The organism is Shewanella mangrovisoli, assembly GCF_019457635.1.
In the GTDB taxonomy this organism is placed as follows: Bacteria; Pseudomonadota; Gammaproteobacteria; order Enterobacterales; family Shewanellaceae; genus Shewanella; species Shewanella mangrovisoli.
The window spans coordinates 3,053,895-3,072,562 of the sequence record NZ_CP080412.1 but is presented as its reverse complement, the minus strand read 5'-3'; the positions used below and the strand labels follow the sequence as shown (position 1 = coordinate 3,072,562).

General features: G+C 48.9%; 11 protein-coding genes and 1 pseudogene. 1 reads left to right on the top strand and 11 read right to left on the bottom strand.

The window, feature by feature from the left end; all coding sequences use genetic code 11:
* Nucleotides 1–393: 393 nt before the first annotated feature.
* The 5 genes from panP to K0H60_RS13540 form a co-directional block, all read right to left on the bottom strand.
* Entirely contained in the window at nucleotides 394–2,043 is a 1,650-nt protein-coding gene (gene panP / locus K0H60_RS13560; protein ID WP_220056051.1) for a pyridoxal-dependent aspartate 1-decarboxylase PanP, read from the bottom strand.
* A 242-nt stretch (nucleotides 2,044–2,285) separates the two neighbouring features.
* Complete coding sequence (locus K0H60_RS13555) at nucleotides 2,286–3,431, bottom strand: glycerate kinase (protein WP_220056050.1); 1,146 nt, start codon at nucleotides 3,429–3,431, stop codon at nucleotides 2,286–2,288.
* Nucleotides 3,432–3,489: 58 nt separating this feature from the next.
* On the bottom strand, nucleotides 3,490–4,848 hold the full coding sequence (locus tag K0H60_RS13550) for a GntP family permease (protein ID WP_220056049.1): 1,359 nt from the start codon (nucleotides 4,846–4,848) through the stop codon (nucleotides 3,490–3,492).
* A gap of 265 nt (nucleotides 4,849–5,113) precedes the next feature.
* On the bottom strand, nucleotides 5,114–6,112 hold the full coding sequence (locus K0H60_RS13545; protein WP_220056048.1) for a catalase family peroxidase: 999 nt from the start codon (nucleotides 6,110–6,112) through the stop codon (nucleotides 5,114–5,116).
* Between the two features lie 244 nt (nucleotides 6,113–6,356).
* Complete coding sequence (locus K0H60_RS13540) at nucleotides 6,357–7,589, bottom strand: sugar diacid recognition domain-containing protein (RefSeq protein WP_220056047.1); 1,233 nt, start codon at nucleotides 7,587–7,589, stop codon at nucleotides 6,357–6,359.
* Between the two features lie 232 nt (nucleotides 7,590–7,821).
* Between K0H60_RS13540 and K0H60_RS13535 the strand changes: the two genes are divergently transcribed.
* Complete coding sequence (locus tag K0H60_RS13535; RefSeq protein ID WP_220056046.1) at nucleotides 7,822–9,324, top strand: M4 family metallopeptidase; 1,503 nt, start codon at nucleotides 7,822–7,824, stop codon at nucleotides 9,322–9,324.
* Nucleotides 9,325–9,451: 127 nt separating this feature from the next.
* Here K0H60_RS13535 and K0H60_RS13530 read toward each other — a convergent pair.
* From K0H60_RS13530 to K0H60_RS13505, 6 genes and pseudogenes are all read right to left on the bottom strand, one after another.
* Nucleotides 9,452–10,173, bottom strand: a pseudogene (locus K0H60_RS13530) (uracil-DNA glycosylase family protein).
* On the bottom strand, nucleotides 10,173–10,787 hold the full coding sequence (locus K0H60_RS13525; protein WP_220056045.1) for a hypothetical protein: 615 nt from the start codon (nucleotides 10,785–10,787) through the stop codon (nucleotides 10,173–10,175). The pseudogene K0H60_RS13530 and the gene K0H60_RS13525 overlap by 1 nt, the downstream one beginning before the upstream one ends.
* A 225-nt stretch (nucleotides 10,788–11,012) precedes the next feature.
* A complete protein-coding gene (locus K0H60_RS13520) occupies nucleotides 11,013–13,100 on the bottom strand; it encodes an MtrB/PioB family decaheme-associated outer membrane protein (RefSeq protein ID WP_220056044.1) in 2,088 nt (695 codons plus the stop codon).
* 12 nt (nucleotides 13,101–13,112) lie between these two features.
* Nucleotides 13,113–14,102, bottom strand: a complete 990-nt coding sequence (gene mtrA, locus K0H60_RS13515; protein WP_088210729.1) for a decaheme c-type cytochrome MtrA — start codon at nucleotides 14,100–14,102, stop codon at nucleotides 13,113–13,115.
* A 68-nt stretch (nucleotides 14,103–14,170) separates the two neighbouring features.
* The gene (locus K0H60_RS13510) at nucleotides 14,171–16,123 is read right to left on the bottom strand and encodes an OmcA/MtrC family decaheme c-type cytochrome (protein WP_220056043.1); all 1,953 of its coding nucleotides are present in this window, start codon (nucleotides 16,121–16,123) and stop codon (nucleotides 14,171–14,173) included.
* Nucleotides 16,124–16,455: 332 nt separating this feature from the next.
* Complete coding sequence (locus tag K0H60_RS13505; RefSeq protein WP_220056042.1) at nucleotides 16,456–18,630, bottom strand: OmcA/MtrC family decaheme c-type cytochrome; 2,175 nt, start codon at nucleotides 18,628–18,630, stop codon at nucleotides 16,456–16,458.
* Nucleotides 18,631–18,668: the final 38 nt, after the last annotated feature.

The window sequence follows — 18,668 nt, the reverse complement described above, 5'->3', positions numbered from 1 at the left end:
TTGCTGTCGGCGTGCCTATGTCGCTAATCGCGTCATGTCTGTTCTCCATTTGATTGGTTAAGGGGGAGAACATGCGTACAACTGCTAAACTCTCATCTTTTTAAACGTTGCCGCTGATTCCACTGAGATTTGCTAAAGCGAATTCGATTGCGGACGTGACCTTCGATGATATGGATATCATCGCAGAGCCGCCATGGATGGCTTCACGGCGTGTCACGGAAGCAATGGAATTCGGCGTATCTACGACTGAACATAAACCTTTAATCTTTTGTAATTTCATCAAGTTTTCCGCCAATTTAGCCTGCAAACAAAAACAGCCGCAAAATATTTGCGGCTGTTTGTGACTAACACTCTGTAATTAAATTAGATTTAAAGCTTACGCTAAATCACTCGCTATTCATTGGCCATAGCTAATAGCGCAGGTAAGAACTCTTTATCCAATGCGGCAATTTCACCTTGCTCGATAAGCACTTGATTTAGGATCTCATGGCTAGTCAAAGGATTAGCTAATACGACGCGAAACACCACTGTGGGCTGTCTAAAGTAGCGGGCGGGTTGAATGCGGGTGCGGGAGACAAAGGATTTGCCCTGTTCGCGTTGGTGTTTTTGAATAAATTGGGTTAGGCCATCGAGCAGCTCATTAAAGCGAGCGAGTTTCACCTTATCGCCTTGGTCTATCACTACTTGCATCGCTGCCTGCACCTGAGCGGGCACATAACGATAGGTGAGCAGGCACAGCTCTGGCGCGGTAACTAGCTCAAAGTCGGGGTGTGCGTCGATTTGCTCGGCAAAATAACGGGCTTTTTCGAGGCTGTTGTTGATCAGGATTTCGTAACCATCGCGGCCGATAATTTGCAAACAGGCATGCACTAACATGGCCATGCCGGGGCGTGAGCCTTCGAGCGTTTGGCTGCCTAAATCCTTAGAGCCTCGGCGCAGGATATATTCGGCGTGGTGGGCAATGGCATGGGCAAACTCAGGATTTTTAAACAGCACCATACCCGCGCCCATGGGGACATACATTTGCTTATGAGCATCGATGGTGACTGAGTCAGCCAGTTCAATACCATCGAGTAAGTGACGGTATTTATTGGATAATAAGCTTGCGCCGCCCCAAGCCGCATCTACATGGAAGTGGCAGTTTAGCTCACTTGCTAATGCCGCAAGCTCGCGCAGTGGGTCGATATTGCCCGTCTCGGTTGTGCCAGCCACACCCACAATCGCCATGACTTTAATGCGTTTATTCGCTAGTTCCGCGGCGACTTCGCGCATTTTGGTAACGTCGACTTTATTATTGCCATCGGTTGGGATGCTGATGATATTGTCGCGACCGATACCGAGCAGATCCACGGCCTTACCCAGCGAATAATGGCCGCGTTCAGAAACCAAAATCGCTAAATCATCATAACCATAATGGCGCAGCGCCTTGAGTAAACCTTCGCGAGTCACGCCTTTAAACTCACCATCGGCTTTCAATAATTGATTACGGGCAATCCATAGTGCGGTGATATTGGCGACCGTGCCACCGGAGCAAAAAGCACCGAGGGAATGATTGGCACTGTGCATCCAATTTTGATAAAAATCATCGTTTTGAGCGTAAATCAAGTGGTGCATCATGCCGAGTACTTGGCGCTCAAGCGGGGTAAAAGCCTTGGAGGTTTCGATTTTTACCAAGTTTTGGTTAAGCCCCACCATCATCTTCGATAGCGGCAACACAAAGTAGGGCAGTGCCGAAGTCATATGCCCAATAAAGCTGGGGGCTGCAGTATGCACCGAATGCGCCACCAAGTTTTGCATGATCTCGTCAGTGTAGTCGGAGACAAAACGCGGCTGGCTTGGAATTTCAAAGGCTTGAAAGTCGGTCTCGATTTCGGAGAGCGGCTTTTCTAGCGCGGCAATGCTGTCACCCAAAAAGCCGGCTAAGTCCTCAGAAAGCTTCTGCTCGATAATGCTTAAAGTGGATTCCGCATCTTCGGGCACAGTGAAAATTCGCATCAAACTGTCTTCGGATGCGATGGCTTGGCGAGGGAGTTTTTGGGTCATGGGGCTTGCCGTCTATTAATTCTTATAGTGAAACCGCAAAGGTGATTAAGAGTATAACCAAATACATGGTGCTTAAACCCGTTTACGGATTACCAAAAAGGGAGCTCACTTTACTGCAAGGCCTTTTGGGCATCAAGCACTAAAACACCGCTAAAGTCAGTGCTTGGGTTACAGAATAAACAAAGGCGCTATGAATAGCGCCTTGGGTGTATGTCGTTAGCTATCACAACACTAAGGTAAAGTTAGCGCTGGCCCAGCATCAAGACGGCGCCAATATTACGGGCGGTATTGGTCAGATTCGCTTTGGCATTCGCCAGCACATCGTCCAGTGGACTTAAGTGTGGAATGATGGGGAAAATCGCCGCCATACCTTGCTCGAGCACGGCATTGGCATTGTCGCCAAGGCAACCCGCAATCCCGATAGTCGGAATATTTTGCAACTGCGCTTGCTTTAAGACGCCCATCGGGGTTTTGCCAAATATGGTCTGGCCATCGATTCGGCCTTCGCCCGTGATAACAAGATCCGCGCCGCGGATTTTGTCTGCTAGTCCCACCGTTTGCATCACAATCTCGACACCGGGTTTAAGCTCTGCGCCTAAAAACGCCATTACGCCGAGCCCCATACCGCCCGCCGCGCCCGCGCCAGCTTGGTTGCGGTGATCGGTGACACCACTTTGGGCGATCACATCGGCATAGTGACTCAGTGCGGCGTCTAAAATGCTGACCATCTCGGGCGTTGCGCCTTTTTGCGGTCCAAATATGGCCGAAGCGCCACGCTCGCCGCACAGCGGATTATCGACATCGCAGGCCACTTCAAAGGTGCATTCTTTCAGTAGTGGATGAGCATGGCTCATATCGATACTGGCAAGCTGAGACAGCGCCGCGCCGCCTGCACTTAAGGTTTTACCTTGTTTATCGAGCAGTAAAATATCCAGCGCTTGGGCCATACCTGCGCCGCCATCATTGGTCGCACTGCCGCCTAAGCCTAAAATAATGTGCTTTATCCCGCGATTGAGCGCATCACAAATCAGCTCGCCCGTACCATAACTGGTGGTGAGCTGCGGATTACGCAAATCCCTTGGTACATGGTGTAAACCCGAGGCGGAGGCCATTTCAATCACAGCAATCGTGCCTTGGGCTTGCTGGCCTAAAATACCGTAATGGGCTTTGACTTTATGGCCGAGTGGCCCCATGACCTCTAAATTGACAATGCTGCCGCCAGTGGCATCGACCATAGATTGCACCGTGCCTTCGCCGCCATCGGCGACGGGGATTTTGACAATCTCACAGTCTGGGATCACTTGTGTTAAGCCTTGTTCGATCGCATTAGCCACATCGAGTGCGCTTAAGCTTTCTTTAAAGGAATCGGGGGCGATAACTATCTTCATTCAAAATCCTACAGCTTTTTGGGCGCACGGATGCGCCCAAGGATGAGAAAAGTGCGGCTTAGAGCAGCACTAAGCTTAGTACATACACGGTCAGCATTGCGGTGACGCCTTGGATAAGGGTCGCCATGGTTTGTGCTTTATAGGCTTGTTTAACGCTCATGCGGCTAAATTGAGTGACCACCCAGAAGAAGCTGTCGTTGGCGTGGGAGACTGTCATGGCGCCAGCACCAATCGCCATTACGGTTAACACCCGGCCCATATCGCTACCAAGACCAATATCGCTCAGCATAGGTGCGACTAGAGCCGAGGTGGCCACTAGGGCAACGGTAGATGAACCCTGAGCCGATTTCAGCGCGGCGGCGACGATAAAGGGCATAAAGATACCCACCCCTAGCGCCGACAGTGAGCTGCCGAGGAAGTCACCGATAGGTGTGGCTTTTAACACGGCGCCGAAGGCACCACCGGCACCAGTGATCAAAATAATCGGTGCTGCGGCAACGAGGCCTTGGCTGATGCGCTCACTAAACTCGGCAATCTTGTTATCGCTTTTCAGTAACAGCAGTGACAGGAACAGACCGATAAGCAGGGCGTTAACGGGTTGACCAAGGAAGACTAACAGGCTGAATAGGCCTTCTTTGCCGAGTGGTGCAGAAGGGAAGTTGGCGATAGAACCTAAGCAAATTAATAGGATAGGCACAAAAATCGGTGCAAATGCCTTTAATGGGCTAGGGAGTGTGCCATAGCTTTGTTTTAAGGCTTCAAAATCAGCGGCTTGGGCTTTGAGTTCTTCAGCGCCTTCGCCATCGGGTTCAACACTGGCAAAACGGTTCGCCCAGAACATCCCCGCGAGCGCGGCAACGGCGGCAACCAATAAACCGACACCAATCACTAGGCCTAAGTTGGACTCTAACCCTAAGTTACCCGCCGCGGCGATAGGGCCTGGCGTGGGCGGTACGAAGGTGTGAGTGGCATATAGACCTGTAGCTAACGCTACGCTCATGGACACGCTCGAGACCTTCATGCGGTTGGCCATGGATTGTTTAAGCGAGTTTAAGATCACGAAACCCGAGTCACAAAACACCGGAATCGACACTAAGTAGCCGATGATAGACATAGTGAGTGTGGGGAAGCGTTTACCCAAGACTTTGATCACCACATCCGCCATGGTAATGGCTGCGCCGCTTTTCTCGAGGATGATACCGATAATGGTCCCTAATACGATCACCAGACCGATATAACCGAGGATATTACCAAAGCCTGTGGTGATGGTTTTGGCAATATCGCCACTCGGTAAACCGTAGGCGAAGGCGGCGATAAAGGCGGCCAGAATTAAGGTTAAAAACGGATGGAGCTTAAATTTTGAGGTCGCGATAACAATAAATGCAATCACGCCGATGAGGATGAGCACTAAGTTCATAGGTTGTCCCGTTCAGTCTTGGCTGAAGTTCTTAAGTGGTTTTGGCTGTTTTTGTAGGGCACAGTCTTTATTTAACCCCAAGTCAAATAAAGGTTGCTTTAAGGTCAGCCTATTATTGAACACTGTAAACTGAATAGCTTTGGGTAAAACGACGGAATTACGGGCGGAATTGGCCATTATTTTGTGCGTGCGCACAAAATAATGGCCGTGAATTCGAATGTAATGCTAAGAATCTTGTTTTGCTCTCGCGAGCAGCGAGCCGTGCTTATTGACGGCGGATAAAGGACTCCACATATGCCGCTGTGCGGGCATTGAGGATGGGGTCGTCCGACGCTGCTATGCCTTTGGGGAGGAGCAGAGGGTTAAAAATGCTTCTATCGCATTGTTGCACTTGAGGATCGCTGTCGCGCTTACCATCAATCACCACTTGGCCGACGAGAATGCGCTGGCGATTTTCGGGCCAGAGCACTGTCGGGTTATTGATATCATCGCCTTGTTCCGCTAACTGAATATACAGATCCCACTTGGCGGGTTGAGACTGAATTCGTTTAAGTAACTCAGGCTTGAGAAAGTCATCATCTAGCTGTGCCAATGCTTGCGGAGTGAGTGCTTGCGTGCCCGCTACGGGTTCAAAAATCCATTTACCCGCAATACTGTTATTTTGCTTATCGGTAAACAGAAAACTGTTCACCCCAAAGTACTGGCTATTTGCAAAACTCGGACTTGGCGGCAATTGTTTTAGATAGTCGAAAAAGGCTTTAGCGTCGGGCTTATTATCGATAAGCCATTGCTTACCTTCGGCGCCTTGTTTGGTTTTAGTTTGGAACAGGTAAAAATCCTCAAGGTTACTGGCAAAGAAGACTGGCACATTGGTGGTGACAAAGTTGAGGTTTTCCCGCTCTCCATCGATTTTCAATGACATAAAGCGCCCTGGAGTCTTATCGGACAGCTTAGGATTGGTGCCGCCGAGGGAAAAACGGGCGGTCACTTTAATGGGATTTTGATTAAAAAAGGGAATGTTGAGTGAATCGTGCAATTGGGGATTGGGGGCAAAGTAGCCCGAGGTACAAAACCCTTTTGTATGATTACGCAGTTTCACTTTTTTACCCGCCTCGCGACTCGCTGCATCTGGCGTACCGTTCACTGCATCCACTAATTCTGGAATGGTACGCTCCGACGCGCTGGCAAGTGGGGCGACAAACATTGAGCCGACCATTAGGCAAGCGGTGACGAGTGAACTGAGTTTGGCATGATATGGCTGCATGGGGTTTCCTTCCTTAAGCAATTTAACCGTATGGGTGTCTTGTGCATTGATAGGAAAGGACGAGGCGAAATTATCTTTCACTCATTGTGTGAATATCTGATCAGCGTACGGCAGGGTTCAGCCTAGACTGCTGGATTAAGCCTGAGTTTTAAGCCTGAGTTTGTGTGAAATATCTTCGCTCATTTCAATTCATTGAGTTAACGCTTGCTGATGTTGAGTTTTACTCTAGCGGTGATATGGGGCTCTACTCGAGTCGGTAATTTGAGGTATCTATCAACTGTCCAAGATAAAGACTTAACAGTCCGTGTAGGGAATGGATGTCACTCTTGGTGAGTTGCTGAATTTTATCTAACCGATATCTTAGGGTATTTCGATGAATAAACAATGCATTAGCACATTGCTGCGCATCACCAAAATGAGTGATATAGGCGGCTAAAGTCTTACGTAGCTGGCCATTTTTATCGGCCTTGGCTAGCTGTTGGTAGGGGCTGGCCAGCGCCTGACCACGCCAATCATGCTTGAGTCCCGATAACAGCACTTGCAAGGAGTAGTCCTCAAACAGGTATTTAGTGCCCTCGGGGTTAAGCTGTTTGCCTAAGCTTAAGGTTTCCTGCGCGGTTTGGTAGGAGCGGGCAATGCCGCCTTTTTCAGGGAAAAAATGCCCAAGGGCGATTTTAAAATGTAAATCCATCTGCGCCGGTAACCGCTGCAGCAGTTTATCGATACGCTGGTTTTCAAGCTCGGGATCCCATTGTTTACCATCCAGAAACGCCGGTTTTAAAATCACCAGTTGCGACATGGAGGTCATGGCAATCAAGTTGCCGCGATCGGGGTTTTGCAGCAAATGCAGCACTTGTTTGAGGATTTCGCTGACTCTGGGATTACGCTCGTCTGCGTTTTGCTCGCTCTGGACTAATGGAGAAAACACGGCGGATTTGTGTTGGGTAGGCGCGGATTGTTTTTCACTGACCTCAATAATGGCGGCCACTCGCGGCAAACTGATATCGATGTCGAGTTGCTTGGCCCAGCGATGCAATTGCTCATCGTCATCGGTTTGCGCCTTAATCAACTGCAGAATAAATTCCTCACGCTGGCGATTTTCCCACTGCAGTTGATCCTGCTGGTTGGCTTGTTCGACAATCATCTCGGCGGTCATTTTGAGCAGCTCACCGTAGTGAGTTAACTCAGCTGGATCGCCAGTAATACCAATCACACCAATAATTTGCCCTTGATAATGTAGGGGTAAATTAATGCCGGGTTTGACGCCATGTAAGCCTGAAGCCACTTCTTCACTCAGTTCCACATTGCGGTTTTGGGCGATGGCGAGCAGCGCGCCCTCGTGGGTCGAGCCAATACGTTTGGGATCGCCCGAACCTAAGATCACGCCCTGACCATTCATCACATTGATATTGTGCCCAATGATTTTCATGGTGCGACTCACAATTTGTTTGGCGATGTGTTGATCCAAAACGTACATAACTCACCTTAGTTTTCAAACGATTGAGAAAGGGACTGGCGCAAGCGGCAATCTGGTTAGGGTAATGGCAAATAAGAGAAAAGGGCAGGTGTTTTTTAATCTTCTATACTGAGAATTGAACCTAACTCTCGTTAACTTTGTTTTAACAAGTGAGAAGGGTGCAGATTGAAGCCAAATTTTGTTCCCTTAAGTGTCATTGGTTCCTCTGTGACCTATGGCAAAGGATATCGCGATGAAAGTTTATCTCTTATCTTCAGCAGTGGCGGTCTGTATTGCGGCGAGTCTTCAGGCGCAAGCAGTCGAAATCAAAGTGAATCACGGGCAATCCCTCTCGGCAGCGGCTAGGTTAAGCCAACAACACAGCTTTAAAGCGGTCAAAACGGTAACGCTTAATAAAGGTCAAACCAAAACAAAAGCGTTGCAATATTTTAATGGCGTACTCGTATATGGGCATCATCTGGTGGTGAGTAACGATGATAGCGAGCAGAGTGCGATTGGGGATGTGGCACAAATTGCGGATGATTTTTCGGTAGAGGTAGGGATTTCTCAAGGACAGGCGATTGCGGCTTTGAATCGGTTATATCCAGGTTCAGCGGCAACAGGGAAAAAGGATGTTGAGCTAGTGATCCTGATGCAGGACGATACCCCGAGGTTAGTGTATCGGGTGTCCTATTTAAGCGACCAAACCGATGCACTGTCTCGACCAACAGGCTTTGTCGATGCGCAAACCGGTGAGGTGCTTGAGCATTGGAATGAAATCATGACCGCCAAAAATAACGTCGGTAAACCCGGTAGTGGTGGAGGTGGTTCAGGTGGCAGTAGCACTCCCTTTGATGCAACGGGCCCTGGCGGCAATGTCAAAATCGGGGATTACTATTACGGCAGTGATTACGGTTTTCTTAAGGTGAGTGAGTCTAATGGTACATGCACTATGATCAACGCCAATGTAAAAACCGTGAACATGGCTAACTCGACCCGCCGTGGCTCGGTGTTCACCTTTACTTGTCCGGAGAACACCTATCAGACGGTCAATGGCGCTTATTCGCCTTTAAATGATGCCCACTATTTCGGTGGCGTTATTTTTAATATGTATAAGGATTGGTACAACACTGCGCCGTTAACCTTTCAGTTAGAGATGCGGGTACATTATGGCCGTAACTATGAAAATGCCTTCTGGGATGGCTCGGCCATGTCCTTCGGTGACGGTGCCAGTTACTTCTATCCCCTAGTCAGTTTGGATGTTTCCGCCCATGAAGTGAGCCACGGTTTTACCGAGCAAAACTCGGGCTTAAATTACAGTGGTCAGTCAGGCGGTATCAATGAGGCGTTTTCGGATATTGCCGGTGAAGCAGCAGAGTTCTACATGCGTGGCAGTAACGACTGGAAAGTGGGCTACGACATAGTTAAAGGTAATGGTGCACTGCGTTATATGGATAATCCGCCTAAGGATGGCCGCTCAATCGACAATGCCGCCAACTACACTAGCTCCATGGATGTGCATTACTCCTCAGGAGTGTTTAACAAAGCCTTTTACACGCTGGCGACCAAGAATGGTTGGGATACCCACAAGGCGTTCGATGTGTTTGTGTTAGCGAACCAGCTTTATTGGACACCGACCTCGACCTTTAACAAAGCGGCCTGTGGGGTGCAGCAGGCGGCGAGTGCCAAAGGTTCTGGTTATCCTGTGGCGGATGTGGCTGCGGCATTTTTAGCGGTAGGGGTTAGCTGCCAGTAATCTGGTTATGAGTGCAGCGATTTGATGACTATCAAGCCGCAAGCCTACAACCGTTTCTAAGCTCCAGTTTTCAAGCTCCAATTTCTAAGCCCCTTAATGGGGCTTTTTATTGGGAGTTTACTGGGTTTTATTTCGGTTCGGGAGTGCTCGCCAGCAGGTCTGCGATTCTTGCTTGAAGTGTGGGGAGCAGTTCGCGCTCAAACTCGGGATGCTGTTTTAGCCAAAGATTGTTGCGCGGACTTGGATGGGGCATGACCATCAGCCTTGGCCAATATAACGCCCATTGCTCAATGGCTTGGGTTACTGTGATCTTCTTGTTCGCTTGTGGGGTGGATACCGCTATCGCTTGAGAGTTTAACGCGCCGTCTGTCGCTATGGCCTGCGCGCGCGGCAGGTGGTAATCAATCGCGTATTGGCCAAGGACCAGCACTAACTCTATCTGTGGCATCAAGGCTAATAACTTCGCATGCCAAGTTGCGGCGCACTCGGGGCGGGGGGGCTTATCACCCTGCTTTTTACCATTGCGTTCAATGGTTCCTGAAAACAAAATCCCATCGGCACGATGGCAAACAGCGCGGGGTCATAAAATTGTTCCCGACTGACATTAAGCCAAGCGCGCAGTCGCTCGCCACTGGCATCGTCGAAGGGGATGCCCTTATGGTGGGTTTTTACGCCGGGGGCTTGGCCAGCAATTAAGATCCGTGCTTGGCTACTAGCTTGCAAGATGGGCTTCGCTGGCAGGGGCAATTCGGCCTGACATAGTTGGCAAGCGCGGATTTGTTTGAGTAATTCACTTAGCTCGGCTGAGCCATTTGGTTCGCTAGCTGGGCGTGACATGTCTGTCATCATCAAGCCCCAAATTTGCTCAATAGATGGTAGAGCCAATAGCCAAAGAGCGCATAGGACGCGGCTAATACACCATAACTCAATAATTTGCTGCCCAAGGCTTTAGTGGGAGCCTTGGCATGAGAGGCTAAAGCAATATGGCCCAAGATAATGGCAAACAGGGCGCAGGGTGGCAGTAGATAACTGATGCCTAAGACGAATAGGGCGCCAAGACTCAGCAGCCAGTTCGCATGTCGGGTGCTGGGCTGATTAAGTTGGCGTAATTGCAACGGTAATAAAATCAGTCCAACGCCGACAATGATCATGCCGAGATTGAGTGCAAAGTCGCTCCAGGCACGGTGATCATAAAGGGTTAAGGCAAAGGCGAGCAGTGGTGCTATCAGTGCGATCAGCACATGGCGTTTAGCAAAGAGGGGATTACGATACTGACCCGCAAAAAAGAACAGCCCTTGCATCAATGCGTTGATCAGGGTAAATCCACCCAGTCCGACGATGATAAATAAGCTCGCCGTGCCACCGCTAGAATCGAATGCCATGGCTGGGGGGGCGAACAAACTTAAGCCTATCGAGGCGGGCAGAGACGATAAACGCCAAAAAGAGCAAGTGAAGGACGACATCTAAGATCCACTGATAGTTAACTCACTGAATTAACATCCGCTAAAGTGCCAGTAAACTCAAGGAATACCTTATTTTCGGCGCAAGTTTTGCCCCAGAGTCTGATCTTATTCAAGATTTTGGCTTCTTGAATAGCCAGAGCTTGCATGTAAAGCGCGGTGAGTTTTTGTTTTCATCACTAATAAAAAAGCCCGCTGTGCGGGCTTTTGACTATCAATAAACGCTGTTTAGAGCTTGTAACTCATGCTCAGCATCAGCATTTGTGCGGTGTAGTCATGGCTGTTGCTGCCAAAGCCTACGACGTTCCAAATACCATCAACGGCGATATCGTTGGCGGCGTCATTGTCCTTATAGTTCTCAATTTTGTAATCGAAGCGTAGCGCGAGTTTCTCAGTCGCTTGATATTGAGCATATAAGTTAATGTTATGGACTTTGGCGAAATAGTCGCCATAGTCGCCGGTGATACCTTGTCTGACTTGAGTGTTACTGTCGGAGTCTGAGTAAGTGTAATCCAGACCTAGGCGTAACTTGTTCTCCAGCAGATTGTTGTAGCTAATACCTGCGCCAACCACATCCACTTTGTCTTCAATAAAGCCAGTCCAGGTTGGGGTGCTGTAATTGCTGCTACCCGCTTGTTCTGACTCAATGGTTTGGTGGTTGTAGAAGGCCGTTGCCAGTAAGTCAGCGGTGATCATATAGCTGATATTGGCGTCATAACTGGTGTCTTTTGACTCAGTTAAGCCAATCACAGTATCGGTATAATCATCCAGCGCATAACGGGCACCGAAGTCTATGGTCAGGCTGTCGAGCGGCGTATGGGTGATGCGCGCTTCGATTTGGGTTCTGTCACGGTCAGCCAGATTGTACTTACGTAACAGGCTGTTGGTTTCAGAAGAGGTCCATTCAGACGCTTGGTATTGTGAGCCGTCACGGTTGCCGTAACTGCCTTTTACCCACATGTCCCACATGTCGAAGCTATTGACGCGCAAACGGGCCCAAACGGTGTTCTCATCCGTGCTTTCACGGTCTTGATACTCACGTTCGTCACGTTTGAAGTCATAACCACCATCGAGCTTAATGCCATGGGTAATGCGATAATCCGCCGCCACTTTAAAGCGTTGTGTGCGGTTATCGTAAGGGGTGTTATAGGCCACCTTACCGCTGACATTGTTGATACTGATCTGCGTCCACTCTTCGATTGGGGTATTGTTGTCACGATCGTAATAATCGTAACTACCACTCAAGCGAAGCGAGTTGCTGACTTTGCTCACCACTTTGAGGTTCATGCCTAGCAGGTCGACTTTGGCGTCTACCGCATCCGTTGGCAGTTGATAACCGTAGCCCGAAGTCACCAGTGACTGATCTTGGCTCATTTGTCCGGTTAAAATACGGCCAGACAGTGAGTTACTGCCGTCGTTATACTGACCCATCAGCGACACTGTGTGTGACTGGTTATCGGGATCGAGTGCAATGGCACCAGTAGTTTGCGCACCAAAGGTGGGGTTGAAGGCACTGTCAAAGTTCAGCTGGTTGTATTCATTCTTGAAAATTGAACCATTGTAACTGAGCGCAGTGAACCAACGATCGCCTTTGAGTTTAACACCCGCTTCTATGGCGTCAGTGGTGTAATCCACGGGTTCTGCCAACATCATAGATTGGTTGAAGAAGCTACCAGAGGTTTGTTTTAACCCGGTTTTTTCTTCACGCATGTAGTTCACATAGGTGCTCCACAGCGATTCACCCTGATATTCGAACCCAAGGCCTGCACGTTCACGTTTCAGTGATAACTCAAGGCTGTTGAGGCTGTCCATCAACAGTGGCATTTGGCTGCTCGAACCTGCGGTGACCCAGTTATCGGGTAAGGTCAGGTTATTGCCGCCGATACCAGAATAGGGCGAGAGGGCGCTATTGCTATCGTAGGTAGCAATTTGACGGTAGTTCAGATTGATATTGTACTGGCCTTGTTTGCCCGCATTCACATCTAAACGTCCGCCATCCATGCCCAGTTGATAGGCTTCAACACTGGCGCGGTAACCTTTTTCACCACGGTAGGCAAGGTCAGCATCGAACTTGCCCGCGACTTCGTTTTTAGAACCAAAGGCATTGGCAGAGCGAATATCCTCTTCGCCATTGTAACCGACGCCGACACCGACAGTGCCAGATACGCCGGTTTCAACCACGCAGCCTTTACAGCTCCACGCTGAGAGTTTCACTTTGTCGGTATTGGCATTGGCGAGGCCATAACCATCGGCAGCTACGGCGAAACCTGTGTTGGCTAATAACGCTAGAGTGATCAAATTGAGTTTGAATTTCATCTTCTCGTCTCCTTAGCGCTGTAATAGCTTGCCAGATGGATGGTTAGAACCATGGACCTGACTATGGCAATTTAAGCAGCTTCTTCCACCCGTAAAGGCATTGTCACCGACATTTGAACCTAAACCAGTGTTACCTAAGTAGGCATTGCTGGCGTGGCCATCGCTGGCGTGACATTGCTGACATAACTGCGGTGCACGGGTTTTCAGCATGGCATCATTCACACTACCGTGAGGATTGTGGCAAGTAACACAACTCTCAGTGACGGGTGCATGCTCCCAGAGTTTTGGGCCGCGCTTCTCGGCGTGACAGGAATAACAAGTTTCGTTAATGCTTGGCTTGTTCAGATCAGAATCTGTCATGCTCCCATGGGGATTGTGACAGTCGCTACAGGTCATTTGTGCCCATTTGAGTGGGTGACTTGAGCGTTTGTTCATATCCGCTTTTTGCTTAGTGTGGCAGCTTGTACAGACGTCCATTTCAGTGTTTTTAGATAGCACAGGGTCTTTCGCGACGTGTACTTGGTGGCACGAGGCACAAGCAACATCGGCGTTGTCATGGTGACCGCCATTCCAAGACATACGCTTATCGTCTTGGTGACAGCTCATACATACGCTGTTTTGCTTGTCGGCACTTAAGGTCGATTGCTTACCAAAAGTGATCATCGGCTCGTTGCCGCCCTTGTTGTGTTGACCTAAAGGTCCGTGGCAAGCCTCACATTGTAGGCCAGCCATAGGGCTCTTAGTGGAGTCAATGGCGCCGTGGACACCTTTGAAAAGGTCCATGACTTTTTCGGATTTTTTATGGCACATCAAGCAAGAGTCGGCGCCTTTGGGTGAGTAGTTGCCTTCGGCAAACTTCTTATCTAAGGTCGCTTCGACTTGCTCAGGCGTCATTTTTTCATCCCACTTGGAGGCGTGAGCGCTCGGTGCGATGGCAAATGCCATGACCGCAGACATCATCAATGCCGGCAGTAGGTTTTTCATTTTGTGGCTGTTCTTCATAATAGGCTTCCCAATTTGTCCCAACAAAATTCAAGAAAGGGGGAGCGAACTCCCCCTGCTTGGGCAAATTACATTTTCACTTGAGTGTGATCTGCAACTGTTGGGGTATGGCAGTAGAAACAGGTTTCTGACTGTGCCGCTTGGTTGGCTTGAACATAATCACCGTTCACAATCGCGCCCATATTCTCTAAGCCGTGGCCAATTGATTCTGGCGCGTGGCATGAAGTACAAGTTGCTGTGATTGGCGTGGTGTATTTACCAGCAGAAGTGGCCAGTGCACCCTTCACTTTGAATGCGTCTAAGTTGAAGTCATTGTGGCACTGAGTACATTCTTTGATAACGCCTTGCTCACCGTGAACCACGTGCAGTTTCATTTCGAAACCACCTTTGTTTGCACCGCTTGCATAGGTACCATCTGGGGTATGACAGGCCACACAGGCATCCACACCGACAATTGGCTTACCGCTTGCGTCTTTAGCATGTGAAACTTGTTCAGTCATCACAAAGCCTGAGTGGTGACCTTTGTGTAGCTCAAAGGTATCACTGTGACAGTTTTGACAAGTGCTGAAGTTCACTGAGTTCACATGGCGCATGCTTGGTGCATTGCCTGATTTAGTACCGAAGGCTAAGTCGGCTTTCATGCTGGTGGTTGTGCTATCTGCAGTACAAGCCGTCAGCGTGGTGCCAGTGTTACACATTTCCAGGCCGATAAAGGTAAAGGCGGTATCAGTATCGCCAGCACCAAATGGCAGTGCTGGGGTGGTGAATACCAGTTTACCGTCAACTAAGGTCACACCATCTTGCAGTGCACCATCTTTAACGAGGTCTTTGGCTATCTTAGCAGCACCGCTACCTGGGCTCTTGTTGTAGCCCATGATTGGGAAGTTAGGACCGACGTTAGTGATTGTTTCTAAACGTTTGATCTTATCTTGTACGCTTGCTGCATCGATGGCATTACCGTCTTTATCTAAGATAGATACGGTTAATACCGCAGTATTGTCTTCTTGCCCCGCGAGTGTGGCAGACATACCTAACTGAGCCATAACCGCTTTCTTCTCAGCGGTTTTGCCTGTGTGTAACTCGGCAGTCCAATTGCTGTTGTGACAAGCGATACAGTTAGAGTTATCTAACTGCTGAGAGTGGCCTTTGCCTGCGGCAAAATCAACGGCTGTATGGCAGCTGCCACAGGTGGCGGCAGTTGGGATACGTGACCAGTTGCCCCAATCAGGTGCGGCTTCGGTTTCAACGTGACAGCTTTGGCAGCTTTCTAACGAACCTAAGGTGAGGTCTTTATGTTTAGCGTGGACTAACACGTTAAATTCTTTACCTACACCCACTTTGCCAGAAGTATGGCAAGTCGCGCAGTAGTTAACATCTGAGTAAGCGCCGCCGTGTTTCACATTGGCTAAGTCTTGGTGACAAGCATTACAGCTTTCAGTGGCGACGACTTTACGGCTGTAACCCGGTGTTGCACCAGTGTCAGCGGTAAAATCAACATAAGCGTTGCTGTTAGGGACTTGTGTGCCGTCTGGTAATGGCGTGTTGTAAGCGCGGATCAGAACACGTTGAGCCAGTTGGTCGTTATAGGTGATCTTAGCGTTGGCAGTGAGATTCATCTTGAAGGTGTAGCTGTAGTGGCCGTTCTTCATGTCCACGAAGGTACCTGGACAGGTTGATGCCACATCACAGGTCTCATCACCAAAGTATTGCCATTGAGAGGCATTACCTGCACCTGTTGCTCCTTGAGAAATCAGCTGAGCAGCAGCAAAGCGCATTTTTTGCAGGCCCACTACTGGCAAATCGTCTTCGTTAGTCACGGTGAATTCCACACTTGGGACACCGTTAGTCACAACAGATTTGTTAAAGGTAAAATTGAGTTTTTGAATAGCGGGAGCTGGCTCGCCACCTGGCTCACCGGGTTTACCATCATTACCATCGCTTCCACCACAGCCAGTTAAGGCCATAGTGACGGCACTTGCTGCGAGCAGCAGTGCGAATTTTGATTTTTGTACGTTCATCATTTTTTTCCCTGCATAGGTTTGGCATTACTTAACTGCTTATCTCCTGCGCCCGACAGATTCTTTGTCTGTGCTTTGGTCTCGAAGGCAACTTAAGTGGATGCTGGAAATAGAATTCCCCAAGGAAAGGCTAACCTAACATGCCCCTAAAATCTTCAAGGCCTTTGCTAATGTGTGACTTGGATCTTTCTATTTCTAAAGAGGTAGTTAAACCACAGGGGAAAAACAAATTTAGATCAAAAAAACGGCGGATTGTGAGGTGGAAAATAAAAAAGAGAGAGGGGTTACCTCTCTCTTTTTGTCCAGTCTCTTTAATCGCTAAAGAGGTGGTTTATTTAGTTACCGTGTGCTTCGCGTAACTGAGTTGGAGTATGGCAAGTTGCACAGCTTTCAGACGCACGGGTTTGAACATCCGCTGCACTGGTACCATTTAAGATACCGCCGTTAGCTTCAATGTGAGACTTAGTTGCATCAGACAGATACTTCTGGTGACAGCTTAAACATGCACCCGCATCTGAAGATACCCAAATATCAGCGCCACTATTGGTGATGTCGCCATAGCGCCATACACGCTCAGGAGCACGTCCTAGGGTGATACCTTTATCTGTGTGACAGGTTGAACAATCGGTCTTGAGTACAGTACCTGATTGAACGCCCGCATACTTGAGGTAATGGCCTTCACGTTCGTGCGCTTTCCAAGCAAAGCTGGTTGGGATCTTGCCGCCTGGATAGGCCGCATCTGTCTTCAGAGTTTTATCCGATGTATGACAAGTTTGGCAGTTTACGCCGTTGTCATAGTGGTGGATTTCCTGATTGTGACAGCCTTGACACTTAGTTGGGTCGATGATTTCACGACGTGTTTTAGCGGTTGCAGCGCTATCTACACCGGTGTCTTTCCAAACGAAGTGGTAAGGGGCTTCTTTCACGGGCACTTTACGCACGTTCGGCAAACTACAATCGGTTGGAACGATTTCGGCAACACCGTAACCACCGCTGTTGAAACACACTTCTAATGTAGACCAGAGTTCAAAGGTTTTACCGTTAGCATCCGCTGGTAGGTTGAACTTAGTACCAGTTAATGTATAGGTTTTGGTCGCTTCGTTGTAAGTGCCTTCGCTCAGTGCGATACGACGGTTGCTGTAAGAGGCGTCAGCATAGCTTGGGTAATCTTTATCAGAATCCCATGCCACAACAACGCGTGAGCTTTGGTTTACAAGTGCTTTATCGATAGCGTTGCCATCTTTATCAACGACTTGAACATCAAAGGTAATCTTACCAGTGTCATTTACACCCACATTGCTGAACTTGATGCCCATTGCTTGAGTATCAGAATAGGCTTTCAGTACATCACCATGGCGTTTGGCCGCGCTGCCAGTACCGCCGTAAGGCTCAGTAGCATTGTGGCAAGACGTACAATCTGTGCTGCTGTGGTGTGAAGATGGTTTTTCGGTGTGACAAGCAATACAAGCTTGATTGCTTAAATCGGCTTTGAAGAGGTCTGCATTCGCAGGCGCGCCCGCACCTTCAACGTGACATGCAGAACAGTCCGCGGCAGGTTTCAATGGGAAGCCTACTTTGCCGTAGTCGTGTAATGAACCACCGTAACCAACAATCTTGTAAGGTGCTGGAACTTCTGCGCCTGTCTCATCGAAGGTATGACGCTCACCACCTTTGTGGATAGCGTGGATCATGTAAGTGAATTCAATGCTATTGCCTGATTCTGGGTCACCAGAAGTTGCAGTATGGCAAGAGGCACAGTTTTCAAGATCGATACGACGACCACCATGCAGCTCTAAGCTTTCTGGTTGGTGACAGGTGTAACAGGCTTGAATAGAAACCACATTGCGGGTTTGAATGCCTTCAGTTTTGCCTGTAGAGGGTTGCCAATCGAAATGGGCGTTGGCCACAACCTGTGGTAAATCAAGCTCCATTGTGGCGCGTTGAGTCGCGTCGGCACTGTAAGTAACTGTGAGTGGCTCAGTTACATTGGCAATGTTGGCCTGATAGGTGTAGCTATAGCTACCGTCACCGTGGTCAACTAAGCAAGTGTCGCATTTATTTGCCGCTTCAACGTTGGCTTGGAACTGGGCCGATGGATTAAGGTTATCGACACCTGATGGGACAGTGCCAGGCTCTTTTTTGGCATTGATATAGGCTTGCCATTGATAGCCGCGATCAGCTGGTTTAGCTGGATCATCCGTTGCTTCAGTCACATGGGTGAGCTGAGCAATACCGAATCGTAAATCGTGATCTTTCGTTAAGCCGAGTACGGCCACACCATTGGCATTTTCCAATGTAAAATCAACGGTGACTTTGCCAGCATCAACGGTGGCATTTGTGAATTTCGCTTTTAACGTTGAGGTTGAGTCGATATTAACACCAACAACGCCTGGTTTACCGTCTTCACCATCTTTACCGTCACTGCCACCGCAACCAGTGAGAAGAAGTGAAAGTAAACCGGCACCCAACATCGCTTTTGTTGCGGTATTGAAATTGAACCGTTTCATCATGATATTTCCCTGCAATAGTTTTAATCATCATTAAACGC